The sequence below is a fragment of the Pseudarthrobacter enclensis genome, assembly GCF_030811655.1.
Lineage (GTDB): Bacteria > Actinomycetota > Actinomycetes > Actinomycetales > Micrococcaceae > Arthrobacter > Arthrobacter enclensis_A.
Genome location: NZ_JAUSRE010000025.1, coordinates 1 through 21,222 on the forward strand (window position 1 = coordinate 1; position 21,222 = coordinate 21,222).

Annotated in this window: 17 protein-coding genes; 11 read left to right on the forward strand and 6 right to left on the reverse strand. The window is 66.8% G+C overall.

The window, feature by feature from the left end; translation table 11 throughout:
- Positions 1-273 precede the first annotated feature (273 nt).
- From J2X98_RS18960 to J2X98_RS18975, 4 genes are all read left to right on the forward strand, one after another.
- Positions 274-558, forward strand: coding sequence for an HU family DNA-binding protein (locus J2X98_RS18960; RefSeq protein ID WP_011693739.1), 285 nt, complete (start codon positions 274-276; stop codon positions 556-558).
- Between the two features lie 112 nt (positions 559-670).
- Entirely contained in the window at positions 671-2,839 is a 2,169-nt protein-coding gene (locus J2X98_RS18965) for a cytochrome c oxidase assembly protein (RefSeq protein ID WP_307311277.1), read from the forward strand.
- Positions 2,839-4,863 carry an NHL domain-containing thioredoxin family protein gene (locus J2X98_RS18970; RefSeq protein WP_307311279.1) on the forward strand — a complete coding sequence of 675 codons (2,025 nt, stop codon included), beginning with the start codon at positions 2,839-2,841 and terminating at the stop codon, positions 4,861-4,863. Before J2X98_RS18965 ends, J2X98_RS18970 begins: the two co-directional genes overlap by 1 nt.
- Positions 4,864-5,129: 266 nt before the next feature.
- On the forward strand, positions 5,130-5,528 hold the full coding sequence (locus tag J2X98_RS18975) for a hypothetical protein (RefSeq protein WP_307311282.1): 399 nt from the start codon (positions 5,130-5,132) through the stop codon (positions 5,526-5,528).
- Between the two features lie 38 nt (positions 5,529-5,566).
- Here the strand turns inward: J2X98_RS18975 and J2X98_RS18980 are convergent, their stop codons facing one another.
- The 4 genes from J2X98_RS18980 to J2X98_RS18995 form a co-directional block, all read right to left on the reverse strand.
- Positions 5,567-6,559 (reverse strand): hypothetical protein, encoded by a 993-nt coding sequence (locus J2X98_RS18980; RefSeq protein WP_174237561.1) that lies wholly within the window; start codon positions 6,557-6,559, stop codon positions 5,567-5,569.
- A 155-nt stretch (positions 6,560-6,714) separates the two neighbouring features.
- Positions 6,715-8,394, reverse strand: a complete 1,680-nt coding sequence (locus J2X98_RS18985) for a helicase HerA-like domain-containing protein (RefSeq protein WP_307311287.1) — start codon at positions 8,392-8,394, stop codon at positions 6,715-6,717.
- Positions 8,395-8,442: 48 nt separating this feature from the next.
- Complete coding sequence (locus tag J2X98_RS18990; protein ID WP_373460927.1) at positions 8,443-9,003, reverse strand: GNAT family N-acetyltransferase; 561 nt, start codon at positions 9,001-9,003, stop codon at positions 8,443-8,445.
- A gap of 20 nt (positions 9,004-9,023) precedes the next feature.
- A complete protein-coding gene (locus tag J2X98_RS18995; protein ID WP_307311290.1) occupies positions 9,024-10,946 on the reverse strand; it encodes an FAD/NAD(P)-binding protein in 1,923 nt (640 codons plus the stop codon).
- A 267-nt stretch (positions 10,947-11,213) separates the two neighbouring features.
- Here J2X98_RS18995 and J2X98_RS19000 point away from each other — a divergent pair, with 267 nt between their 5' ends.
- The 7 genes from J2X98_RS19000 (at position 11,214) to J2X98_RS19030 (ending at position 18,388) form a co-directional block, all read left to right on the forward strand.
- Positions 11,214-12,221, forward strand: a complete 1,008-nt coding sequence (locus J2X98_RS19000) for an amino acid ABC transporter permease (RefSeq protein WP_307311293.1) — start codon at positions 11,214-11,216, stop codon at positions 12,219-12,221.
- Complete coding sequence (locus J2X98_RS19005) at positions 12,221-13,030, forward strand: amino acid ABC transporter ATP-binding protein (protein ID WP_307311296.1); 810 nt, start codon at positions 12,221-12,223, stop codon at positions 13,028-13,030. The genes J2X98_RS19000 and J2X98_RS19005 overlap by 1 nt, the downstream gene beginning before the upstream one ends.
- Positions 13,031-13,039: 9 nt before the next feature.
- Positions 13,040-14,107 (forward strand): ABC transporter substrate-binding protein, encoded by a 1,068-nt coding sequence (locus J2X98_RS19010; protein ID WP_141945160.1) that lies wholly within the window; start codon positions 13,040-13,042, stop codon positions 14,105-14,107.
- The gene (locus J2X98_RS19015; RefSeq protein ID WP_307311301.1) at positions 14,104-15,168 is read left to right on the forward strand and encodes an LLM class flavin-dependent oxidoreductase; all 1,065 of its coding nucleotides are present in this window, start codon (positions 14,104-14,106) and stop codon (positions 15,166-15,168) included. The genes J2X98_RS19010 and J2X98_RS19015 overlap by 4 nt, the downstream gene beginning before the upstream one ends.
- A 10-nt stretch (positions 15,169-15,178) precedes the next feature.
- Positions 15,179-16,552 (forward strand): NtaA/DmoA family FMN-dependent monooxygenase, encoded by a 1,374-nt coding sequence (locus J2X98_RS19020; RefSeq protein ID WP_307311303.1) that lies wholly within the window; start codon positions 15,179-15,181, stop codon positions 16,550-16,552.
- The gene (locus J2X98_RS19025; protein WP_307311420.1) at positions 16,549-16,683 is read left to right on the forward strand and encodes a hypothetical protein; all 135 of its coding nucleotides are present in this window, start codon (positions 16,549-16,551) and stop codon (positions 16,681-16,683) included. The genes J2X98_RS19020 and J2X98_RS19025 overlap by 4 nt, the downstream gene beginning before the upstream one ends.
- A 355-nt stretch (positions 16,684-17,038) precedes the next feature.
- Complete coding sequence (locus J2X98_RS19030) at positions 17,039-18,388, forward strand: MFS transporter (RefSeq protein WP_307311306.1); 1,350 nt, start codon at positions 17,039-17,041, stop codon at positions 18,386-18,388.
- A gap of 236 nt (positions 18,389-18,624) precedes the next feature.
- Here J2X98_RS19030 and dctA read toward each other — a convergent pair whose 3' ends face one another.
- Together dctA and J2X98_RS19040 are read right to left on the reverse strand one after the other, a co-directional pair.
- The gene (dctA, locus tag J2X98_RS19035) at positions 18,625-19,935 is read right to left on the reverse strand and encodes a C4-dicarboxylate transporter DctA (protein WP_307311309.1); all 1,311 of its coding nucleotides are present in this window, start codon (positions 19,933-19,935) and stop codon (positions 18,625-18,627) included.
- A gap of 55 nt (positions 19,936-19,990) precedes the next feature.
- Positions 19,991-21,130 (reverse strand): PrpF domain-containing protein, encoded by a 1,140-nt coding sequence (locus J2X98_RS19040; RefSeq protein ID WP_307311312.1) that lies wholly within the window; start codon positions 21,128-21,130, stop codon positions 19,991-19,993.
- Positions 21,131-21,222 lie beyond the last annotated feature (92 nt).

The window sequence follows — 21,222 nt, forward strand, 5'->3', positions numbered from 1 at the left end:
ACCGCCGGACACACATTAGGTCGAGGCCCCAACCACACCGGTTGGGGCCTCCCACATTTAACAACCAACCAGCAAAGGTCAAAACCGGACAGGGCCCAAAAGTGGGACTCACGGGTCGCGAATAGGTCCCGGATTCGGTGATTAACCTCAAAAACTCCCGGAAACACGCGGAATTTGCGGCCCCGAACCGCCCAAGCTGGTAAGTTTTCGGACAGTGGCTTGTGCGCACACCGCGTGCGGGCTTCAGAATCAGAACCGTCCAGGAGGACATAAATGGCTAAGAACCGTAGTGAACTTGTTGCAGAGGTAGCAGGCAAGGCCGGCACCAGCCAGGCTGCCGTCAACTCCGTCCTCGATGCACTGTTCGAGGTTTTCGAGACTTCTGTCGCCGCGGGCGAGAAGATCACCATCCCGGGCTGGCTTGCCGTCGAGCGCACCGACCGTGCAGCACGCACCGGCCGCAACCCGCAGACCGGCGAGACCATCCAGATCGCAGCAGGCCACAGCGTCAAGCTGACCGCCGGCTCCAAGCTGAAGGCTGCTGTCTCCAAGAAGTAGAACCCGTCCGTCCGGCAGGCAGCCGGATGGAAAAGGAGCGGCAACCGACTGGTTGCCGCTCCTTGGCGTTTAACCCGGATTCGCCGCCCGGGCAGGCGTAGCGGACAATGGAGTGGTGTCTTCTGCCGCAAAACCTCGTTCCACCCCTCCCCAGTCCGATCACGGCAAGGGAGCTGCGGTCCCGGACGCCGGAGCCCGGGGGATCACGCTGCCGTGGCAGCTGGCAGGGCTTGCAGCGCTCTTCTTGGGCCTCGCAGCCGCGCTGATCTTCTCCGGCGCGGCAGCAGCCCACAGCGTGGCCGATCCCGGCGCCCTGGTCCGCTGGGGGCTTCCCGTCAGCAAGGCCATCCACAACGTGTCCCTGGCGACCGTCGTCGGAGGCCTGATCTTCGCCGTCGGAATCCTGCCCAGGAACCTCAAAGGCCGCAACCCCAGCCCGCGGGGAAAGGAAACCCAGGGCGGCGCGGAGCCTGAGCATCCCGCCTTCACCCGGGCGCTGGCCGTGGCAGCCGTGGCCGGCGCGGTGTGGACGTTGTCCGCCATCGCTGTCCTGGTGCTCACGTACGCCGACGTAGCGGGGCAGGGGCTGTCCAGCGATCCCGCCTTCACCCAGGCGCTCGTGTACTTCATGACGGACATCGAAACGGGCCGGGCCTGGCTCGCCGTCGTCATCATTGCCGCAGTGGTGACAACAGCCCTCTTCGGCCTCCGCTCCCTTGGCGGCCTGGCCCTTACCCTCATCCTTGCCCTCATCGGGCTGGTACCCACGGCCCTGATCGGGCACTCCTCGAGTTCGTCGGACCATGAAGGCGCCATCAACTCACTCGGCCTGCACCTGGTGGGCGTCAGCACGTGGGTGGGCGGCATCATCGTCCTGGCCCTACTGTCCGGCATCCTGGCCGGCCCCAAGCCCGGGGCAGCAACAGACATCACCGAACCCACCCTCCGCCGGTTCTCCACCCTGGCAGGTTTCGCGTTCGTCCTGGTCTTTGCCTCCGGCGTCATCAACGCCAGCATCCGCGTCACCAGCTGGTCAGATCTTTTCGGTTCCGCCTACGGCCAATTGATCCTGGCCAAGACCGCAGCCGCGGTGGTGCTGGGCGGGGTGGGCTTCATGCACCGGCAGTGGGTTATCCCCCAGTTGGGTCGCAAGGGCTCCACCATGTCCTCCAGGCGCGTTCTGTGGCAGCTCATCCTGGCCGAACTCCTCATCATGGGCGTCACCTCCGGCATCGCGGTGGCCCTGGGGCGTTCAGCTCCGCCCCAGCCCACCGAACTGGCGCCGGACGCCTCACCGGCCTTCATCCTTAGCGGCTACGAGCTGCCCCCGGAACTGACGCCCATCCGGTGGCTGACCGAGTGGCGGCTGGACTGGATCTGGGTCGGCGTGGCCCTGTTCGGCCTGGTCACCTATTTCATGGGAGTGGCCAAGGTGCGCCGCCGTGGCGACTCCTGGCAGTGGTTCCGGTCGGTGAACTGGGTGATCGGCCTGGTGGTGCTGACGTACATCACCTCCGGGCCGCCGTCGGTATACGGCCGCATCCTGTTCTCCGCGCACATGATGGACCACATGGCCCTGACCATGGTGGCGCCCATCTTCCTGGTGCTTGGTGCACCGGTGACGCTGGCCCTGCGTGCACTGCCCGCCCGCGGGGACGGTTCACGCGGTATGCGCGAATGGATCCTGGTCTTCGTGCATTCGAAGTTCTCGCAGCTGGTGACCCACCCGCTGTTCGCCGCAGCCAACTTTGCCGGTTCCATCATCCTGTTCTACTACTCGGACCTCTTCGGTTACGCGATGCGCGATCACGTGGGCCACGAGTTGATGAACCTGCACTTCCTGCTCACGGGCTACATCTTCGTGCTGACCATGATCGGCACGGACCCGCTGCCGCGCCGCGCACCGTACCCCATGCGGCTGCTGCTGCTCCTGGCCACCATGGGTTTCCACGCGTTCTTCGGCGTCTCCATCATGGGCGGTACCGGGCTGCTGGCCGCGGATTACTTCGGCAACCTGGGCCGTGCCTGGGGACCGTCGGCCCTGGCGGACCAGCAGGCCGGCGGCGCCGTGGCGTGGGGCATCGGCGAGGTGCCCACGCTGCTGGTGGCGATCGGCGTGGCCGTCATGTGGTCCAGGTCAAGCCAGCGGGAGGCCACACGCGTGGACCGGGCGGCGGACAGGAATAATGACGCCGATCTGACCGCTTACAACGATATGTTTGCCAAATTGGCCGAACGCGATGCCAGGCTGGCTGAACGCAACAAGCTGGAAGGACGCTGATGAGCGAAACCGTACGCACGCATGCCCGGGTCCGGGCCTCCGAACTCGTGGGCCGCAACTGGTTGAACACCGGCGGCAAGAGCCTGGATCTCGAAGCCCTGCGCGGCAAGATCGTCCTGCTCGATTTCTGGACCTTCTGCTGCATTAACTGCCTGCACGTCCTGGATGAGCTGCGCCCGCTGGAGCAGCAGTACTCGGACGTGCTGGTTACCGTGGGCGTCCACTCGCCCAAGTTCGAGCACGAGGCAGACCCGGTGGCGCTGGCCGCTGCCGTGGAGCGCTACGAGATCCACCACCCCGTCCTGGACGATCCCGAGCTGGACACCTGGAAGGCGTACACCGCCCGCGCCTGGCCCACCCTGGTGGTCATCGACCCTGAAGGCTACATCGTTGCGCACCTTTCCGGCGAGGGGCACGCCGACGGACTCGCCGTGCTGATCCCTGAACTGATCGCCGAGCATGAGGCAAAGGGCACCCTCCACCGCGGGTCCGGCCCATACGTGGCCCCCGAGGCGACGTCCGGCACCCTCCGCTTCCCCGGCAAGGCACTGTTCCTGCCGCCGGGCCGCGGTTCGGCTTCCTTGGCTGGAACGGCCGACGGCGGCTCGCCAGCAGGTGCACCGGCCAACGCTGCTGCGGAGAAGGGGTCCTGGCTGGTCACCGACACCGGCCACCACCGCCTGGTGGAACTCGGCACCGACTTCGACACCGTCCTTGCGACCTTCGGCTCGGGCACCAAAGGCTACGCCGACGGCCCGGCAGCAGGGGATACCGCCAGCGCGCAGTTCAACGAGCCGCAGGGCCTGGTCCTGCTGCCTGAAGACGTGGCAGCCAAGGCGGGCTACGACGTCGTAATTGCTGACTCGGTCAACCACCGCCTGCGCGGACTCTCGCTCACGGACGGCAAGGCTTCCACCTTGGCCGGTAACGGCATCCAGCGCCTGCTGGAGACCGGTCCGGCGCGCGTTGACGAGGAAGGCGCCGGCTTCAGCGGCTCCCTGGGCAACGACCCGCTGGACGTGGCGCTGAGCTCGCCGTGGGACGTGGTGTGGTCACGCAAGCTGAATGCCGTGGTGGTGGCGATGGCCGGCACGCACCAGATCTTCAGCTTCGACCCCCTCACCGGCGCGGTGTCCATCATCGCCGGCAACGGCCTGGAAGGACTCCTCGACGGTCCCGCGCATGAGGCCTGGTTCGCCCAGTCCTCCGGCCTGGCCGAGGATGCGGACGGCAACATCTGGGTGGCGGATTCCGAAACCTCAGCCTTGCGCAAGCTGGTCATAGCTGACGACGCGTCCATCACCGTGGAGTCCGCCGTGGGCAAGGGCCTGTTCGACTTTGGCTTCCGCGACGGTCCCGCCGCTGAAGCGCGGCTGCAGCACCCGCTGGGCGTCACCGTCCTGCCCGACGGCTCCGTGGCCGTTGCTGATACTTACAACGGAGCCGTCCGCCGCTACGACCCCGCGTCCGGGACCGTGTCCACGCTGGCCCGCGGCCTCGCCGAGCCGTCCGACGTGATTGTGGACCACACGCAGTCCGCCGGCTCGGAGCCGCTGCTGGTAGTGGTTGAAGCCAACAAGCACCAGCTGGTGTACGTGCCCATCCCCAAGGAAGCGCAGCAGGTGGACGAGGGCGCCTCCCAGACCCACCGGCCCAAGAGCCCCGTGGCTCCCGGCGCGCTGGAGCTGACCGTCCGCTTCACCGCCCCCACGGGACAGAAGCTCGATGACCGCTGGGGCGACCCCACCCAGCTGAAGATCTCCTCCACCCCTCCTGAGCTGCTGGTGTCCGGCGGCGGAACCTCGGTGGGCCTGCTGCGGACCCTGGAGCTCTCCCCCGACGTGCTCGAGGGCGTGCTGCACATTACCGCCCGCGCCGCTGCCTGCGACGGACCCGAAACCGAGGACGGCGAGATCCCGGACCACGCCGCCTGCCACCTCTACCAGCAGGACTGGGGCATCCCGGTGGTGCTGCAGGCCGACGGCGACACCGAACTGGTCCTGGACCTCCGCGGCATGGACTGAGCCCGTTCCCACCTGCTGAAAGGCTGCGGCCCCTGTGACCCCGCGTCACGGGCAGCAGCCTTTCGCGTCTCCGGCCTGCCGGCGACCCTGCAATTCCGGGCATGTGGTGACCTGCTGCCCGCGAAAGCATGCCCTGCGTGACACTTGCCTTGTTCCTCCGCTGTCCACATAGGTTCCGGCCTTGCTGTCGGCGTGGGCGGGGGAGCGTGCTCCCGCCCCCACACTTCCAGCCGGTGGCGGCCCTGGCAGATGTCTTGATTCATGCCATGCGCTGTCTGCCCTTTCCGGAGTCACTGGTCATGGTGGAGTGTGCCGTATCGCGGGGTGAGATGACCCTCGATTTCCTGCGTCCGCGGTTGCCGGGGAACCGGAACGGGAAGGCCCGGGGAGTCCTGCGGTGGGTGGACAGCAGGGCGGATCCGCTTCTGGAAACGCTGGCCCGGACGTACTTCCGCCAAGCCGGCCTCCATGTCCAGGCGCAGGTGTACCTGGACAGGGTTGGGTACGTTGATCTGCTGCTGGACGGCTGGCTGGTTGTGGAACTTGATGGACGGCACCACGCTGAGTGGAAGCAGGTACAGAAGGACCACCGTCGGAACAACGAATCAGTCCTGCAGGGTCAAGGGCTGCGGTGTCCGGTCCCGATCAAAGCGTGCCCTGCGTGACGCGCGAAGCCTACCGGCTGCGTTCAGGGGTGCCGGGCCTAGAAGCTCAGCTGCGGGGTGACCTTGACCGTGTCGCCCGATACGTCCAGGCGGGTGGTGAAGCTGAAGTCCACCTCTGCGTCCAGCGGGTACCAGGCCCCGGTGAAGGCGTTCTGCTGAAGGGCTTCCACTTTGGCCTTGCCGTCCAACGGGGCCACCACCCAGCGGCCGTCGAACGGCTCCACGGAGACATTGGGGTATTCGGTCACGGTCCACTTGATGGTGCCGTCCTGGACCCGGTTGTTGCTGGCGTAATAGAAGGGGCAGTCCGGCTGGAGCTTCTGTTCCTTGACGGCCTCCGCCGCGCAGCCGTCCAGGAATTCCCGGACCTTGGCCCCAACATCCGTTTTCAGCTTGTCGGTGGCCTGGGTGAGCAGGTTGAGCGGGGCCACGGGGGTGTCCTTGGAGGTGACGGTGGCCCGGGTGGCGGGTGCGGAGAAGTACTGTCCGTCCAGGGACGCCTCGTATTCGCCGGGGTAGAACACGGCAAAAGAGTTGCGGCCGTTGGGCATGTTCACCGGGACACCGTTGACCTGGGCCTCGTTCCCGTTGACCACGGTGATGTCCACGGTGGGCAGCCGCGACGGGACGAAGGCCCACGTATTGAAGAAGAGCCATTCGGTGCCGGTTTTCTGCAGCAGGAATTCACTGTGCAGGCGGCTGCCGTCGATGGTGTATTCCATAGGCACCATCACCTGGTTGCCCGGGCGCTCCTCGGGGTCGCCGATGTCCACGTTGGTCACGCGCGATGCCGCTGTCTGCAGCCCGGCACCGTCAAGCATGGCTGCGTTGCTGGGCGGGACCGCCGCCCGCAGGAGGCCCAGCGCCCGGCCACCGTCGCCGCTCTTCAGGGCATCCAGATACTCCCGGACCGGCTGCTGCGGGCTGGCCACCGTATTGTTCACGACGTTGATGGCCACGATGGCTCCGGCAACGGCAAGCATGAGGCCCAGCAGCCATCCGGCCGCGATCCTCACCAACGCTTGACTCATCTGCACGTTCTACACAGTAACGTCAGTGCGGACGCACTCTAAAGTTGGTGTCCCCCCTATTGTGCGGGGCACCACCCGATTTATGCCCGACGACGGCCCGCGGGGACGGCGTCAGCCGCAGCCTTGGGCCGCCTCCGGGGGCACCGGCGGCAGGGTCAGCGGCGACGTCGCCTGGACGAGGTGCCGAACACCCCGCGCAGCAGTTCGCGGCCCAGCTGGGTACCCATGGACCGGGCCATGCTCTTCAACCCGCCGCCCAGGGCGTCACCAAGTACACCACCCAGGTCACCCATCATGCCGCCGGATTGCGGCTCCGGCTGCCGGGGCTGGGACGTCCGCGGCGGCCTGCTGCTGGGACGGCCCAGGATTTCCTCTTCGATCCGCCGGGCCTCGGCGTCCACGTCATAAGGCGAGGCAGCAGGCGCCTCGGAGGCGGGCGTGCCGGCAGCTGACCCAGGGGCTGCCGGACCAGTGGGTGCCGCGGCCTTACCGGTGAGCTTCTCGTACGCCGACACGTTGTCCACGGCAGTTCCGTATTTCCCCAGGAGGGCGGAGCCGGCCACCGTGCTGCGGACCAGGGCCTCATCGCTGGGGCCCATCAGGGACTCCGGTGCGCGCAGCCGGGTAAGGGCAACCGGCGTGGGGGCGCCTTTTTCGTTCATGACGGTGATGACGGCCTCGCCAATTCCTGCGGAGGTCAGCGTCTCTTCCAGGTCGTAGTCGCTGACCGGGAAGGTGGAGACCGTGGCCTTGAGCGCCTTGGCATCCTCCGGGGTGAACGCACGCAGGGCGTGCTGCACCCGGTTGGCCAACTGGCCCAGGACATCGGCGGGGACGTCCTTGGGGGTCTGGGTGACGAAGAAGATGCCCACACCCTTGGACCGGATCAGCCGGACGGTGGTGGTGATGGCGTCCAGGAAGGCTTTGGTGGCGCCATTGAAGAGCAGGTGTGCCTCGTCCAGGAAGAACACCAGCTTTGGCTTGTCCAGGTCGCCGGCCTCGGGGAGGTCCTCGAACAGATCGGCGAGCAGCCACATCAGGAAGGTGGAGAACAGCATTGGCTTGGTCTGCAGGGTGGGCAGCTCCAGGCAGGTGATCACTCCGCGGCCGTCAGGGGCGGTGCGCAGCAGTTCGGCGGTATCAAACTCCGGCTCCCCGAAGAACTTTTCCAGCCCCTGCGCCTCCAGGTTCACGATCTCGCGCAGGATTACGCCGGCCGTTGCCTTGGACAGGCCGCCGAGTTCCTCGAGTTTGTCCTTGCCCTCGTCCGAAGTGAGGAACTGGATGACGGCTCGCAGGTCCTTGAGGTCGGTCAGTTCCAGGCCGTTCCTGTCGGCAAAATAGAAGACCAGCTGCAGGCTCGATTCCTGCGTGTCATTCAGTTCCATGACCCGCGAGAGCAGGATGGGCCCGAATGAGGTGACGGTGGCGCGGACCGGCACACCGCTGCCGTCGCCGCCCAGTGCCAGGAACTCCACCGGGAACGTCTTGCCCGCCCAGGCCTGGCCGATGCTGTCCGTGCGTGCCTTGAGCTTGTCGCTGCCGACGGCGGCAGTCGCCAGCCCGGACAGGTCGCCTTTGATGTCGGCCAGGAACACGGGAACGCCGGCTGTGGACAGCTGCTCGGCCATCATGTGCAGGGTGACGGTCTTGCCCGTACCGGTGGCTCCGGCCACCAGGCCGTGGCGGTTCATCATGGCCAGCGGCAGCCGCACCGGCGCGTCCTTGTGGAGTTCGCCGTCGATGATGGCGGCTCCCAGTTCGATGGTGGCACCTTCCAGCGTGTAGCCCTTCTGGATGGTGGCAAGCTTCTCTGCTGTGGTTTTCGTGGCCATGGCGCCAGCATAGCGGCGGCGGTCCGGGCCGTCCCGGACCCGGACCGGTCAGTTCGCCGGGAGGTCCTTGGTGAACGCCAGCGGCCCGATGCTCTCCGGATCGGCGTCGACGTCGAACAGCGCCTGGTAACCCGTGGCCAGGTAGAGCTGCTTGGCTTCCGGCTGCCGTGGCCCCGTGGTGAGGTACAGACGGGTGTAGCCCCGGGCGGTGGCGAGCGCTTCGAGCTCGGCCAGCACCAGGCGGGCCAAACCACGACGGCGGTGGCCCGAGTGGGTCCAGATCCGCTTCAGTTCCGCGGTGGTGTGGTCGTACCGGCGGAACGCGCCGCCCGCGATCGACTCGCCGTCCTCCTGGACCACCAGGAGCGCCCCGTTGGGTTCCTCGAATTCCGCGGCCGGGTAGCGGTTCAGTTCGTCCGCGGCGGCGCTGCGCCCGAACAGGTCCCCGTAGCGGGTGTCGTATTCGACGGCGAGCTCATCCAGGAGCGGGCGGACCCGCGGATCGTGCATGGGCAGGCTGAGGACCGCGAGCCTGGCGGGATCCAGGGGTTTGGGGCCAAGGGGTCCTGTGTGGAGAGGGCTGGGACGGAGGTCCGGTTCTGCGGTCACTGGTTCTTCCTTGTCACTGGTCAATTTCTTCCGGCGGCGGCTGGTTCTGAAACTACGGCGATGTCCCGGGCAACGCCGAGGATGGTGCGTGCCAGCGCGTCGTTTTCCCGGAACGGCGCGGCATTGGTGTTGGGCCGGGCGAAGGCGCCGGCGCCCCAACCGGATGTTCCGGGGCCGATGCCGAAGAGGGTAGCCTGCGGCTCTCCGTTGGCGTCCACCACGTGGTGCTGCGCGGAGACCAGCAGCTTGCCGGTGGAGTGCATGCCATCGGATCTCAGCAACTGCTGTTCGCTCCCCAACCCGCTCTCATGCAGCGAGGCAAGCGCGGGGTTGAGTGAGCGGGCCGCCGAGGTGGACGGCAACCGCGCCTCGACCAGGGCCGTGGCAGTCACGGAGACATCAGACTGCCGCGAGGTGGCCCGGAAGGTCCCGGTTGCCTCATCCAGGGTGACCTCCAGGCCGGGGCCAAGGAACTGCAGCAGGCCCGCCCGGTGCAGTGCCAGCATCTGGCGGAGGCGGCGCGGCGGTGGACCGGAGTCGACGAAGCTGAAGAAGCCGTGCCACCAGCCATGGATTAATTGCTGGGAGCGGGCGTTCAACCGTTCCGGCGGGACCACGCGTCCCACCTCCATGTATACGTGCAGCAGGGCGAGGAACAAGGCCAGGGTTTCCGGGTGGTCCGGGCTGTCCCGGAGCGCGAGGTCGTGTTCGATGTAGCCGGCCACCGCGTCCTGCACTTCCTGGTGGCCGGCAAAGCGGAGTCCGTCGAAGGGCTGGTCCAGCCGCTCCAGGTCCAGGTGCAGCCCGGCCTCGGGAACCGCAGCGGACACGAGGTCCGCGCGCTCGCCGCTGTACCAGTCCATCTCCGCATAACGGGCGGCAAACACCTCCCATTCCATGGCTGCCCGTTCAGGGCTGCCGGTGAGGAGCTCCCGGTAGTACCAGTGCCCGGCTTCCTTCGCGATGAGCGGCCAGAGGTGCTCCCGGAAGTCCAGCTCTCCGTGCTGCAGCAGGAGGGCGTCCGCGGCAGCAGCCGTGAAGAACCGCAACGGCCCGGGCACCTGGCCGCGCAAACCGGCGGAAATCTTGGAGTGGTACGGCACCCCGCGCCGCGACCCGGCCCACAGCCGTGGTTCCCGTCCGGACGGCAGATAGCGCAGCCCGCCGTCGGACGTTTCCTGGAACCTGCCGCCGCGTCCCTCCATAAGGAGGGCCAGCAGGTCCACGAACGCCAGTCCCATGCCCGAGACAATCACGTCCTGCCCCGGGGCAATCGGGGAGTAGTCGACGTCGGTGGTGTAGCTGGGTGCCGCGTGGTAGCCGCCGTGCCGGGCGGCGAAGTCCGCGAACCTGGCGGAAACGGCGTCAGGGCGGGAGTCCGTGTGCCCCAGGGCCCAGACGACAATGTCGGCGTGGAGTGTCCGGCCAGTGGCGAGCTCCACCACGTGCCCGCCGCCATCCGCAGCGGCAATGCCCACCGCTGTGGTCCGGTGCACCGTCACGCTGCGGCCCAGCGACCGGGACGCGCGGCGGAAGAACCACTCGAGGTACTGGCTCTGCAGTTGGCGGGTGGGGAAGGTGCTGCCGGTCAGGGTGCGGAGCTGCTTCCACAGCGGCCGCGGGAAATCCGGAACATCGATGATGGAAGCGTCCAGCACGCCGGCGGCCCACTCGGCCAGGCCTGGTCCTGGCACCGCGGGACCCTCGCAGTCCACCGATTCGTCCGTGAACATGGTGATGTCCGCCGCCATGGAGTTCAGCAGGAGGCCGGGGTTCTGGTCGTACCGCCAGATGCGGCCCGAGCCGGGAACGTGGGGCTCCACCACGTGGATCCGCAGCGGGCCCGCGAAGACGTCCGGACGGTTGGCCGCGATCCGTTCCAGGAGTCCGGCGGTGCGCGGTCCGCCGCCGATGAAGACGACGGCCGGGACATTCGCTGGCATGGGTGCTCCTGACGGTGGGGGCTGGGATTGAGTGCCCATGCTAGGCAGCGGTGACGACGGCGGTCGAGGCCCTGGTCACGGCCGTTAATCCCGCGTCACGGCAGGTCAAAAGACGCAAGAAATGGACTCATGACGCCGCGCGAAGCCCCGTGAACATATGCAACCTCCCGCCTTGCTGGCCCGTTCCGGCCGGTCCTAGATTTGCAGCCAACCCCGAGGCCGGAGCGGCCGGAAACATCAAACCCACGACGAGAAGCGAGGTGGCGCATGAGTTCAGCAGCAACCAAAGTGGCGCAGTCACAACAACCGCAGCCGGCGGCGGCGGAAGCGCCCCCGGCAAAGGACGCGGCCCGGGTGCCAAAGGACTACTCGTCCTACCGGGTGGTGGCAGCAAAGCATCCGTGGCGCTGGGTGGGCACAGCCGCCGTCGCGCTTGGCGTCCTGGCGGTGGCGGGGTCGCTGGCCACCAACCCGCGCTGGGAGTGGGGCGTGGTGGCGCAATGGTTCACCGCCCAGTCCGTGGTGAACGGCCTCGTGGAGACGCTGAAGCTGACTGCCATCTCCGGCATCCTCGGGTTTGTGCTCGGCTTCATCCTGGCACTGATGCGGCTGTCCGCGTCGCCGCTGCTGGTCTCGGTGTCCTGGACGTTCTCCTGGATCTTCCGGTCCACGCCGCTGCTGGTGCAGATGCTCCTTTGGTACAACCTGGGCTACCTGTACGAAAAGATCAGCCTGGGGATCCCGTTCACCGATGTCCGGTTCTTCGAGGTCCAGACCACCACGCTGATCAGCCAGTTTGCGGCAGCAGTGCTGGGGCTGACCCTGAACCAGGCCGCCTACTCGGCGGAGATCATCCGCGGCGGCATCCTGTCCGTGGACCAGGGCCAGCTGGAGGCCGCGGCCGCGCTGGGCATCCCGGCCTGGCGCCGTTCCACCCGGATCGTCCTGCCGCAGGCCATGCGCGCCATTCTGCCCACCGCGTTCAACGAGATCATCGGCCTGGTCAAGGGCACCTCGATCGTCTACGTCCTGGCCTACTCCGAGCTCTTCTACACCGTCCAGGTCATCTACAACCGCACGCAGCAGGTCCTGCCGCTGCTGCTGGTGGCCACGCTCTGGTACATCGTGATCACCTCCGTGCTGAGCGTCTTCCAGTACTACATCGAACGGCACTACTCCAGAGGCGCGGTGCGGAACCTGCCGCTGACGCCCCTGCAGAAGGCCCGCAAATTCTTCGCCACCCACGCGGCAGTCCCCAACCGGAGGAACCTCTGATGACGAACACCCTCACCGCCCCCACAGCCGCCCGCGGCCTGGTGGAGATCACCGGCGTCCGCAAATCCTTCGGTGCCACGGAAGTCCTGAAGGGCGTCAGCCTCACCGTGGAACCCGGGGGAGTGGCCGTGATCGTGGGCCCCTCCGGCTCCGGCAAGTCCACCCTGCTGCGTACCATCAATCACCTGGAGAAAGTGGACGGCGGCCACATCACCATCGACGGACAGCTGGTGGGCTACGAGGTCCGCGGCGACCGGCTGTACGAACTGCGCGAAAAGGAGATCCTGAAGCAGCGCACCGGGATCGGTATGGTGTTCCAGAACTTCAACCTGTTCCCGCACCTCACCGCGCTGGAGAACGTGGCCGAAGCCCCCGTCGTGGCGCAGGGACGCTCCAAGGAGGAAGCCCGCCGCCGCGGCCTGGAACTCCTGGACCGCGTGGGCCTCAAGGACCGGGCCGACGCCTATCCCCGGCAACTCTCCGGCGGCCAGCAGCAGCGTGTCGCGATTGCCCGCGCCCTGGCACTGGACCCCAAGATCCTGCTGTTCGACGAGCCCACCTCCGCCCTGGACCCCGAGCTGGTCAACGAGGTGTTGGATGTGATCCGGGAACTCGCCACGTCCGGCACCACGCTCGTCATCGTCACCCATGAGATGGGCTTTGCCCGCGACGTGGCGGACACCGTGGTGTTCATGGACCAGGGCCAGATCGTGGAACAGGGCACACCGCAACAGATTTTCAGCAATCCGCAGGAACCGCGCACCCGGAGCTTCTTCTCCAAAGTGCTCGAACCGGCTTTCAACATCTAAGGAATCCCCATGGCTTTCCCACCCAGCGGCCCCGGCCGCAGCCGCGCACTCCCGGTGCGTCCCGCCGTCGTACTCCTTGGCACCGCACTCTTTGGTTCCGCCGCGCTGGCCGGCTGCGCAGACCCCGGTGCCTCCGCCGCGGGCAACCCCAGCGGCGGCACGCAGACGACGGCGGCCCGCAACGGCGTGGTCTACAACACCTCACCGGACCAGCAGCGCATCCGGGCTGATAAGGACCCGGCGCTCGCCGCCAAGGTTCCCGCGCTGATCAGCAAGGACGGCAAGCTGACCGTGGCCACCACGGCAGGGTCCATCCCGCTGTCCTTCCACGCCACGGACGATAAGACGCCGATCGGCTCCGAGCTGGACATCGCCCAGCTGGTGGCGGACAAGCTGGGCCTGGAGCTGGATGTCCAGGTGACGTCCTGGGAGAACTGGCCGCTGAAGACCCAGTCCGGCGACTTCGAGGCTGTGTTCTCCAACGTGGGCGTGAACAAGGACCGGGTGAAGCTGTTCGACTTCGCCAGCTACCGGGCCGCCTACATGGGCTTTGAGGCGAAAAAGTCCTCCACCTATGACATCAAGGGCGCGGATGACATCTCCGGCCTGAAGATCTCCGTGGGCTCGGGCACCAACCAGGAGAAGATCCTACTGGCCTGGAACAAGGAGCTCGAGGCCAGGGGCAAGGCGCCGGCCACGCTGCAGTACTACTCGTCCGACGCCGACACCATCCTGGCGCTCTCCTCCGGCCGGACGGATCTCAACATCGCGCCGTACCCGTCCACCGTGTACCGGGAAAACACCCGGGACGACCTGAAGGTGGTGGGCAAGGTCAACGCCGGCTGGCCCTCCGAAACACTGGTGGCCGCCACCACCCTGCGCGGGAACGGGCTGGCGCCGGTGATCTCCGAGGCCCTCAACGAGGTCATCAAGGACGGCTCCTACGGCAAGGTGCTGGAGCGCTGGGGACTGTCCGAGGAAGCGCTGCCGGAGTCCAGGACCATCACAGCGGAAAACTACGCGGCCACACAGGCAACGGCCACGGCTGCCGCGTCACCGTCAGGAAAGGCATCATGAACGCAGAACATACAAGCCGGCCGGGTTTCCTTGCCATCGAGCTCGACGGCGCCGGCTGGGCGGGCGCGGACATCACCCGCGCAGTGCTGGCCGCCGAGTCCGCGGGCTTCCACGCGGCCACGTTTACCGACGCTCCTGCGCCTGGCCGGGCCAACGCGCTCCAGCGGGCGGCCTTCGCGGCGCCGGTGACGCGCAGCATTGCGCTGGTCCCGGAGGTGGACACGGTGTACACCGAGCCGTTCCACATCTCCACCCAGCTGGCCAGCCTGGACTACGTGTCCGGCGGCAGGGCCGGGTGGGTCGTCACCGCGGCCGAATCGCCTGAAGCAGCCGCCGCCGTCGGACGCTCTTCCGTGACGGGTGCGGCACTGGGCCAGGAAGCCGCGGCGTCCATCGAGGTGTCCCGCCGGCTGTGGGACTCCTGGGAGGACGACGCCGTGATCCGCGATGTTGCCACCGGCCGGTACATCGACATGGATAAGCTGCACTACGTCGATTTTGAGACGCCTGCCGATTTTGCCGGTGCCGGGTACTCGGTGAAGGGGCCGTCCATTATTCCGCGGCCGCTGCAGGGGCAGTTGCCGGTGCTGGTGCCGGCGTCGCTGCTCGGTGAAGTGTCGGCTGACGCCGTGGACGGCGTGCTTGTGTCCGCACCGATGCCCGAGCTGCTGGCTGCCGAGGTCCGTGACGTCCGCGATCGGGTGGGCGTTGGCGTTGCGGTTGTTGCCGAACTCGACGTGGTCCTGGACGCCCGCGGGCAGGCTGCGGCCTCGCGCGTTGCCGTGCTCGACGGCGGCCGCGCGGCTCTTGCCGGTTCTGCAGCCGGTCTCACCGACTTCCTGGCAGAACTTCTGAAGGAGGCCGACGGCGTGCGGCTGCACCCGACGTCGCTCTTTGTGGACCTGGAAGAACTGGGACGGCTGGTCCTGCCGGAACTCCGCCGCCGTGCGGCGCTCCGGCCTGTGGTGCGGGACGGCACGTTCCGCGACCTGCTGGGCCTGGAGCGCCCGGCCAGCCGCTATGCACCCGCCTCCGCAGCGCCCGCCGGCGTACGACACTAAGGGGAAAACCATGACACAGCACACCCGTGCTAAATCCGAAGCCTTCACGCCGTCCGGCCAGATCCAGTTCGGTGTCTTCTTCCAGGGGGTCAACTCCGGCGCCATCTGGAAAGCGGCGGAATCGGGTTCGCAGACGGACTTCGAATCGTTCCGCCGCATCGCCCAGACCGCGGAGCGGGGGCTCTTCGCCGCGTTCTTCCTGGGCGAGGGGCTCCGCCTGCGGGAACACCTGGGCCGCCCGCACGCGCTGGATGTGGCGGGCCGCCCGGACGCGCAGACCATGCTCGCCGCCCTGGCCTCGGTCACCAGGAACATCGGCCTGGTGGCCACCCAGAACACCACGTACAACGACCCCGCGGACCTGGCGCACCGGCTCGCCTCGCTGGACCTGATCTCGGGCGGCCGGGCCGCGTGGAACATCGTGACCACGGACAACGCCTGGACCGGGGCGAACTTCCGCCGCGGCGGCTACCTGGACCACGCAGACCGCTACAGGCACGCGGAGGCCTTCGTGGAGACGGCCAAGCGGATCTGGGATTCCTGGGAGAATCCGGACGGTCCGGCCCGCCGGGTGCTTCATCGGGGCCGGCACTACACGGTGGACGTGACGCCGAGGCTGCCGCCGAGCGGGCAGTACCGGCCGGTGCTGTTCCAAGCCGGGGATTCGCCGGACGGGCGGAACTTCGCCGCCCGCCAGGCGGACGTGATCTTCGCGGCGCATCCGAAGTTCGATGACGCCGTGGAGTTCCGCAAGGACCTGGTGCAGCGGTCCGTGGCCGCGGGCCGGGGGGCGAACGCCGTGCAGATCATGCCAGCCAGCGAGTTCATCCTGGCGCCGACAGCTGCGGAGGCGGCGGAGAAGAAGGAGTGGGTGCGGAGCCTGCAGATCGGGCCGCAGCAGGCCATTGCCTACCTGGAGCAGTTCTGGGGCCGCGAACTATCGAACTACGATCCGGACGGCCCGCTGCCGGACATCGATCCGGTGGTGGAGGAGACGTCCGAGACCCGAGGCAGCGGCTTCCACGGCGCCAAGGCTCGGCAGCTGGCGGACCAGTGGCGTGCGGAGGCCAAGGACAAGGGGCTGTCCATCCGGCAATTCGTCATCTCCAAGACCGCGCGGATCGATGCCACGTTCACTGGCTCCTACACGTCGGTGGCAGACCAGCTGACCGAGTACGCCCGGGTGGGCGCGGTGGACGGGTTCAACATCTCGCCCTGGCTCATTCCCGCCGGCTTGGATGACATCGTGAACCACCTGGTGCCGGAGCTGCAGGAACGCGGTGTGTATCCCACGGAGTACCGCGGCAGCACGCTCCGCGAACACCTGGGCTTGGAAACACCGGGGCGCACTGCCGATGAGGCTGTTGAGGTGGCCGGGGCGTGATGCGCTGGGCCGGGTTCGCTGGGAGGAACGACGGCGGCGGCGGGCCGGGTGCCGTCGTCGACCCTTCCGCGGGGGCTGCTTCGTCGGGAACGGTCATCCTGCACCTGGCGGTGTGGGAGCAGTGGATGTAAGGAATGGTGGCCATCCACGGCGGGGTGGAGCGAGGTTGATTGCGCATACGCAAGAACTGGAATGGGGCCAAGCGGCCCACGTGCTTCTTCCCCAGGAGTGGAATGCCTTCACGGTGAGCATCCATCCCTTGCTAAAACGCAATAGTTGCAATTAAATAAAAAGCGTAGTCCGCTGCGGGGACCGCCGGTTGGCCGGCGGCGCTGGATGTTCCGCCGCCGCCGTGCTCATGGTGGCCCCGCAAAGTCCTGCTCGTTCCGTCCGCTGGCGGAATGCGGGCCCGCCGGGGTCCGCGGGAGAGCAACAGCGTGCTGGGGCGCGATCTGATAAGCCACATATTGCGAAGGAGCAATTCTGATGGCACGCAGCGTGACGTCCGCCCCTGCGGTGGGCAATGCACGGTGGAAGCGGCTGATTCCCGTCGCAATCATCGTCTACATCATCTCGTTCATGGACAGGACCAATATCGGGTTCGCCCTCAACGGCCTCCACCAGGACCTGGGCATTGATGCCGCCCAGCAGGGACTGGCGGCCGGCATCTTCTTCATCGGCTACCTGGTGCTGCAGATACCAGGCGGTCACCTTGCCGAACATTGGAGTGCGAAGAAGTTCGTCGGCATCATGGTGCTCATCTGGGGCGTGCTGGCTGTCCTTTCCGGATTCATCCAGGACTTCACCCAACTTCTGGTGGTGCGCTTCTTCCTCGGTGTCGCCGAGGCCGGGATCTGGCCTGCCATCCTTGTCCTGATCAGTCACTGGTTCCCGGCCGCTGAACGCGCCCGGGCCTACGCGTTCTGGATGATGAACATCGCCATCGCCTCCATCATCACCGCGCCCCTCTCGGGCTGGATCCTGTCCTTTTCGGATTGGCGGTGGCTCTTCATCATCGAAGGTATCTTCCCGTTCGTCATCGCCGCACCACTGTGGTGGGCCCTGATCGCCGACCACCCGCGGGAAGCCAAGTGGTGCTCCGTCCAGGAACGGGAGTACATCGAAAACGGACTTGCTGCTGATGCGGCGGCACATCCACAGCAGGAAAAACTGGGACTGCGCCACGTCATATCCAATTCAGTGGTGTGGCGGCTGACCCTGGTGTACTTCCTCATCCAAATTGGCTTCTACGGCATCAATATCTGGCTCCCCCACGTGATCAAGACGATCACTTCCGGGTCCTCAATGGAGGTTGGCCTCATCACCGCCATCCCGTATGTGCTGGCCATGGTGGGCCTCTGGTACAACGCCAAGGCAGCCGACCGCACGGGCCGATACTCCACCCACGTGCTCCTCTCGATGGCCGTGGGTGCTGTCACGCTGGTGCTCTCGGTGGCAACCGGGGATAACATTCCGTTCCTTGCGGTCACCCTGATCAGCATCGCCGTCGCCGGCGCCCTGGCCTACGACGGCCCGTTCTGGGCTTCCGCGTCCCGTGCGATGCCGGTGGCTGTGGCGGGCACCGCCATGGGCCTGATCAATGCGGTGGGCAACCTCGGCGGCTTCGTCGGACCCTACGTGGGAGGGTACCTGCAGGACCTGACGCACGGCAGCTTCCTTGCCACGTCCATCTTCCTGGCCTGTTGCCTGCTCGCTGCCGGCCTGGTGATGCTGAGCCTGCGGCGCGGCGGCGACAGGCCGGTGAGAGGCGGCACCCCGCAGGACGGGCACCAGGAAGGGGTTTTGGCGGAAGGAACACGGAAGAGGATGCACTGACAACGCGCCCTGGCGCGGGCTGTCCGGCGGGCAATAAGCCCCTAATCGGTTTCGGGGCTTTGGCAGTAAAAGCAGGTGCCGGCGTCGCAGTCCTCTGCTGACTCCTGCTCCGTTTGGCGCTCACTCATTTCCGGGTCCTTTCCGTGGGATTTTGAAGTAGTACCCCCTTCAAACGTTTGCCCGGGACCCCCGCTGGGGTCCCGGGCAAACGTTGGGGGCGGTGGCCTGCGGTCTGGCTAGTGCACCAGGGCCGGCTCGGCGAGCTGCACCTTCTCCGCTTCGGTGGGCACGAAGCCTGCCTGAAGCTCGGAGCGCAGCGTGGCCATGTCCAGCTCACCCTGCCATTTGGCGATTGCCACGCAGGAGACGATGTTGCAGACCGTGCTGGTCAGGGCGCGGGCCTCGCTCATGAAGCGGTCGATGCCAACGATGAGGGCCACGCCGGCCACGGGAAGGGTGGGCATGACCGTCAGGGTCGCCACCAGGGCCACGAAGCCACTTCCGGTGACGCCGGCCGCGCCCTTGGAGGTCAGCAGCATCATGCCGAGCATCAGCAGGATCTGGCCCCAGCTCACGTGGATGTCGCAGGCCTGGGCAATGAACATGGAGGCGAGCGTGAGATAGATGGCGGTGCCGGTGAGGTTGAAGGAGTAGCCGGTGGGGACCACCAGGCCCACAACGCTGCGGTCGCAGCCGATCCGCTCAAGCTTGGACAGCAGGCGCGGCAGCACCGGCTCGCTGGAGGACGTGGCGAGGACGATCAGGAATTCGTCCTTGAAGTAGCGCAGGATCTGCCACAGGCTGAAGCCGGTCACCTTTGCCAGAATGCCCAGGCCGACCACCACGAAGACGATGCAGGCGGCGTAGAAGGCCAGGATCAGCATGCCGAGGTTTCCGATGGAGTGGGCGCCGTACTTGCCCACGGTGAATGCCATGGCGCCGAAGGCTCCCAGCGGAGCCACCTTCATGATGTAGCCGAACATGATGAAGAGCAGCTTGTTGAAGCTGTTGACAACGTTCAGGGCCAGCTGGCCCGGTGCGCCGAGCTTGCTGAAGGCGAATCCGCAGAGCAGCGCAATCACCAGCACGGGCAGGACTTCACCGTCGGCGAAGGCGCCCACGAACGTGGTGGGGATGATGCTCAGGATGAAGTCCACAGGGTTGCTGCTCGGCAGCTGGGTGGTGTACTTCTGGGCCACCGATGAATCAAGGTGGGTCGGGTCGATGTGCATGCCCGCTCCCGGCTGGAACAGCATCACGGCTCCCAGGCCCAGGGCCAGGGCGAGCGCCGTCAGGGCGTAGAACAGTCCAAGCGAACGGACCAGGGTGGGGCCCACCTTCTTGGTGTCCCGCAGGGAGGTGATGCCGCCGACGATGGTGCAGAACACGATGGGGGCGATCATGAACTTCACAAGTTTCACGAAACCGTCGCCGATGGGCTTGAGCGATGCGCCGAGGTCCGGCCACAGGGCGCCTACAACGACGCCGAGGGCAACTCCGATAAGTACCTGGACATACAGGTGTCCGAGGATGGATTTGATCTTCATTGAACAACTTCCTGCTTAGTGCGGCCCCATTAATGATGGGGCAAAGAGAGGGTGGTTAGGCGGACAGCTCAGCGGCCGCGGCCACATCGATATCTGCGGTAGCGATGTGGCGGGCTGCCCGGTGGAGAGCCACTTCGCTGACGGTGCCGCTGTCATCGGAGATGATTTCGGCGGTGATGACGCCGGCCGGCGTTCCTATCCGCAGCACGCGGGGGCTACCGGGGCTGGTGGGTGCCTGGCCTGCCGCGTTTGCCACGACGGACGACTGGAGCGAGGCTGCCAGGGAAACCGCCACGGCTGATGTCAGGCCGATGGCCGGGTGGGGCGCGAGCATTGACAACATCCGCACCCGGACGTCATGGCTGTCGGCGGTGATGGTTGTTCCGTCTGCAGCCGTGTAGTCACCGGCGGGCGCCACAACACCCACTTTCGGAACAGCGTTCTGGGGCGGATCCTCAGGCTTCCGCAGGCCCATGATGAGGCCCGCTGATGCCCGTGCCGCAATGAGGGCGGGCAGCTGGCCGTTGAGGGTGTCCGTCATTGAGGAAAGATCGACGCCGGCCTCGTCGGCTGCGAGCAGTACGGCGGGTGCGCCTGCGTCCACCATCGTGGCGCTGAGCGTGGCGCCGTTCACCTCGAGCTGGTCCACCGCGTTGCCGGTGGGCAGGAGTGCACCCGTGTTCTGGCCCCAGGGGCCATGGAACGAGAGGCTGACGGGAACGCCGGCCGCGCTGCTGCCCGGAACCCTGGCCAGGCCGGACTTGGGAATGTGCCGGCCGGGGGTGGGAACCGTTCCGCTGAGCACTGCGCCGGAGGTGACGTGGCGCATGCGGACCTTCGTCATGCCGTCCTGGGCTTCAACGATGCCTGTCTGAACTGCGAACAGGGCAATGGCGGTGGCGCAGTTGCCGCAGTTGGAGCCGAGTTCAACGGTAGGGTCACCGATCCCCACCTGGGCGAAGAGGTAGTCAAGGTCTGCCTCGGCACCGGGCGTTGCCCAGATGACTGCAGCCTTTGACGTGGTGGACGTTCCGCCGCCGACGCCGTCCAGCTGCCGCGCGTCCGCTGCGCCGAAGGCGGCGGACAGCAGTGCGGGGATTTCCTCGCGGGTGGGGGCGTGGAGGGCCACGTCCCTGGCATCGAAGAGCCAGCACTTGCTGGTGCCGCCCCGGTACCAATGTCCTTTGAGTCCCACTGTATTTCTCCCTCGTAACTTGCAGGTGCTCTACTTCACAGCACCTTGTACTTCTACGATCCGGGATTGTTGCCTTCAGCACAATCGCAAAT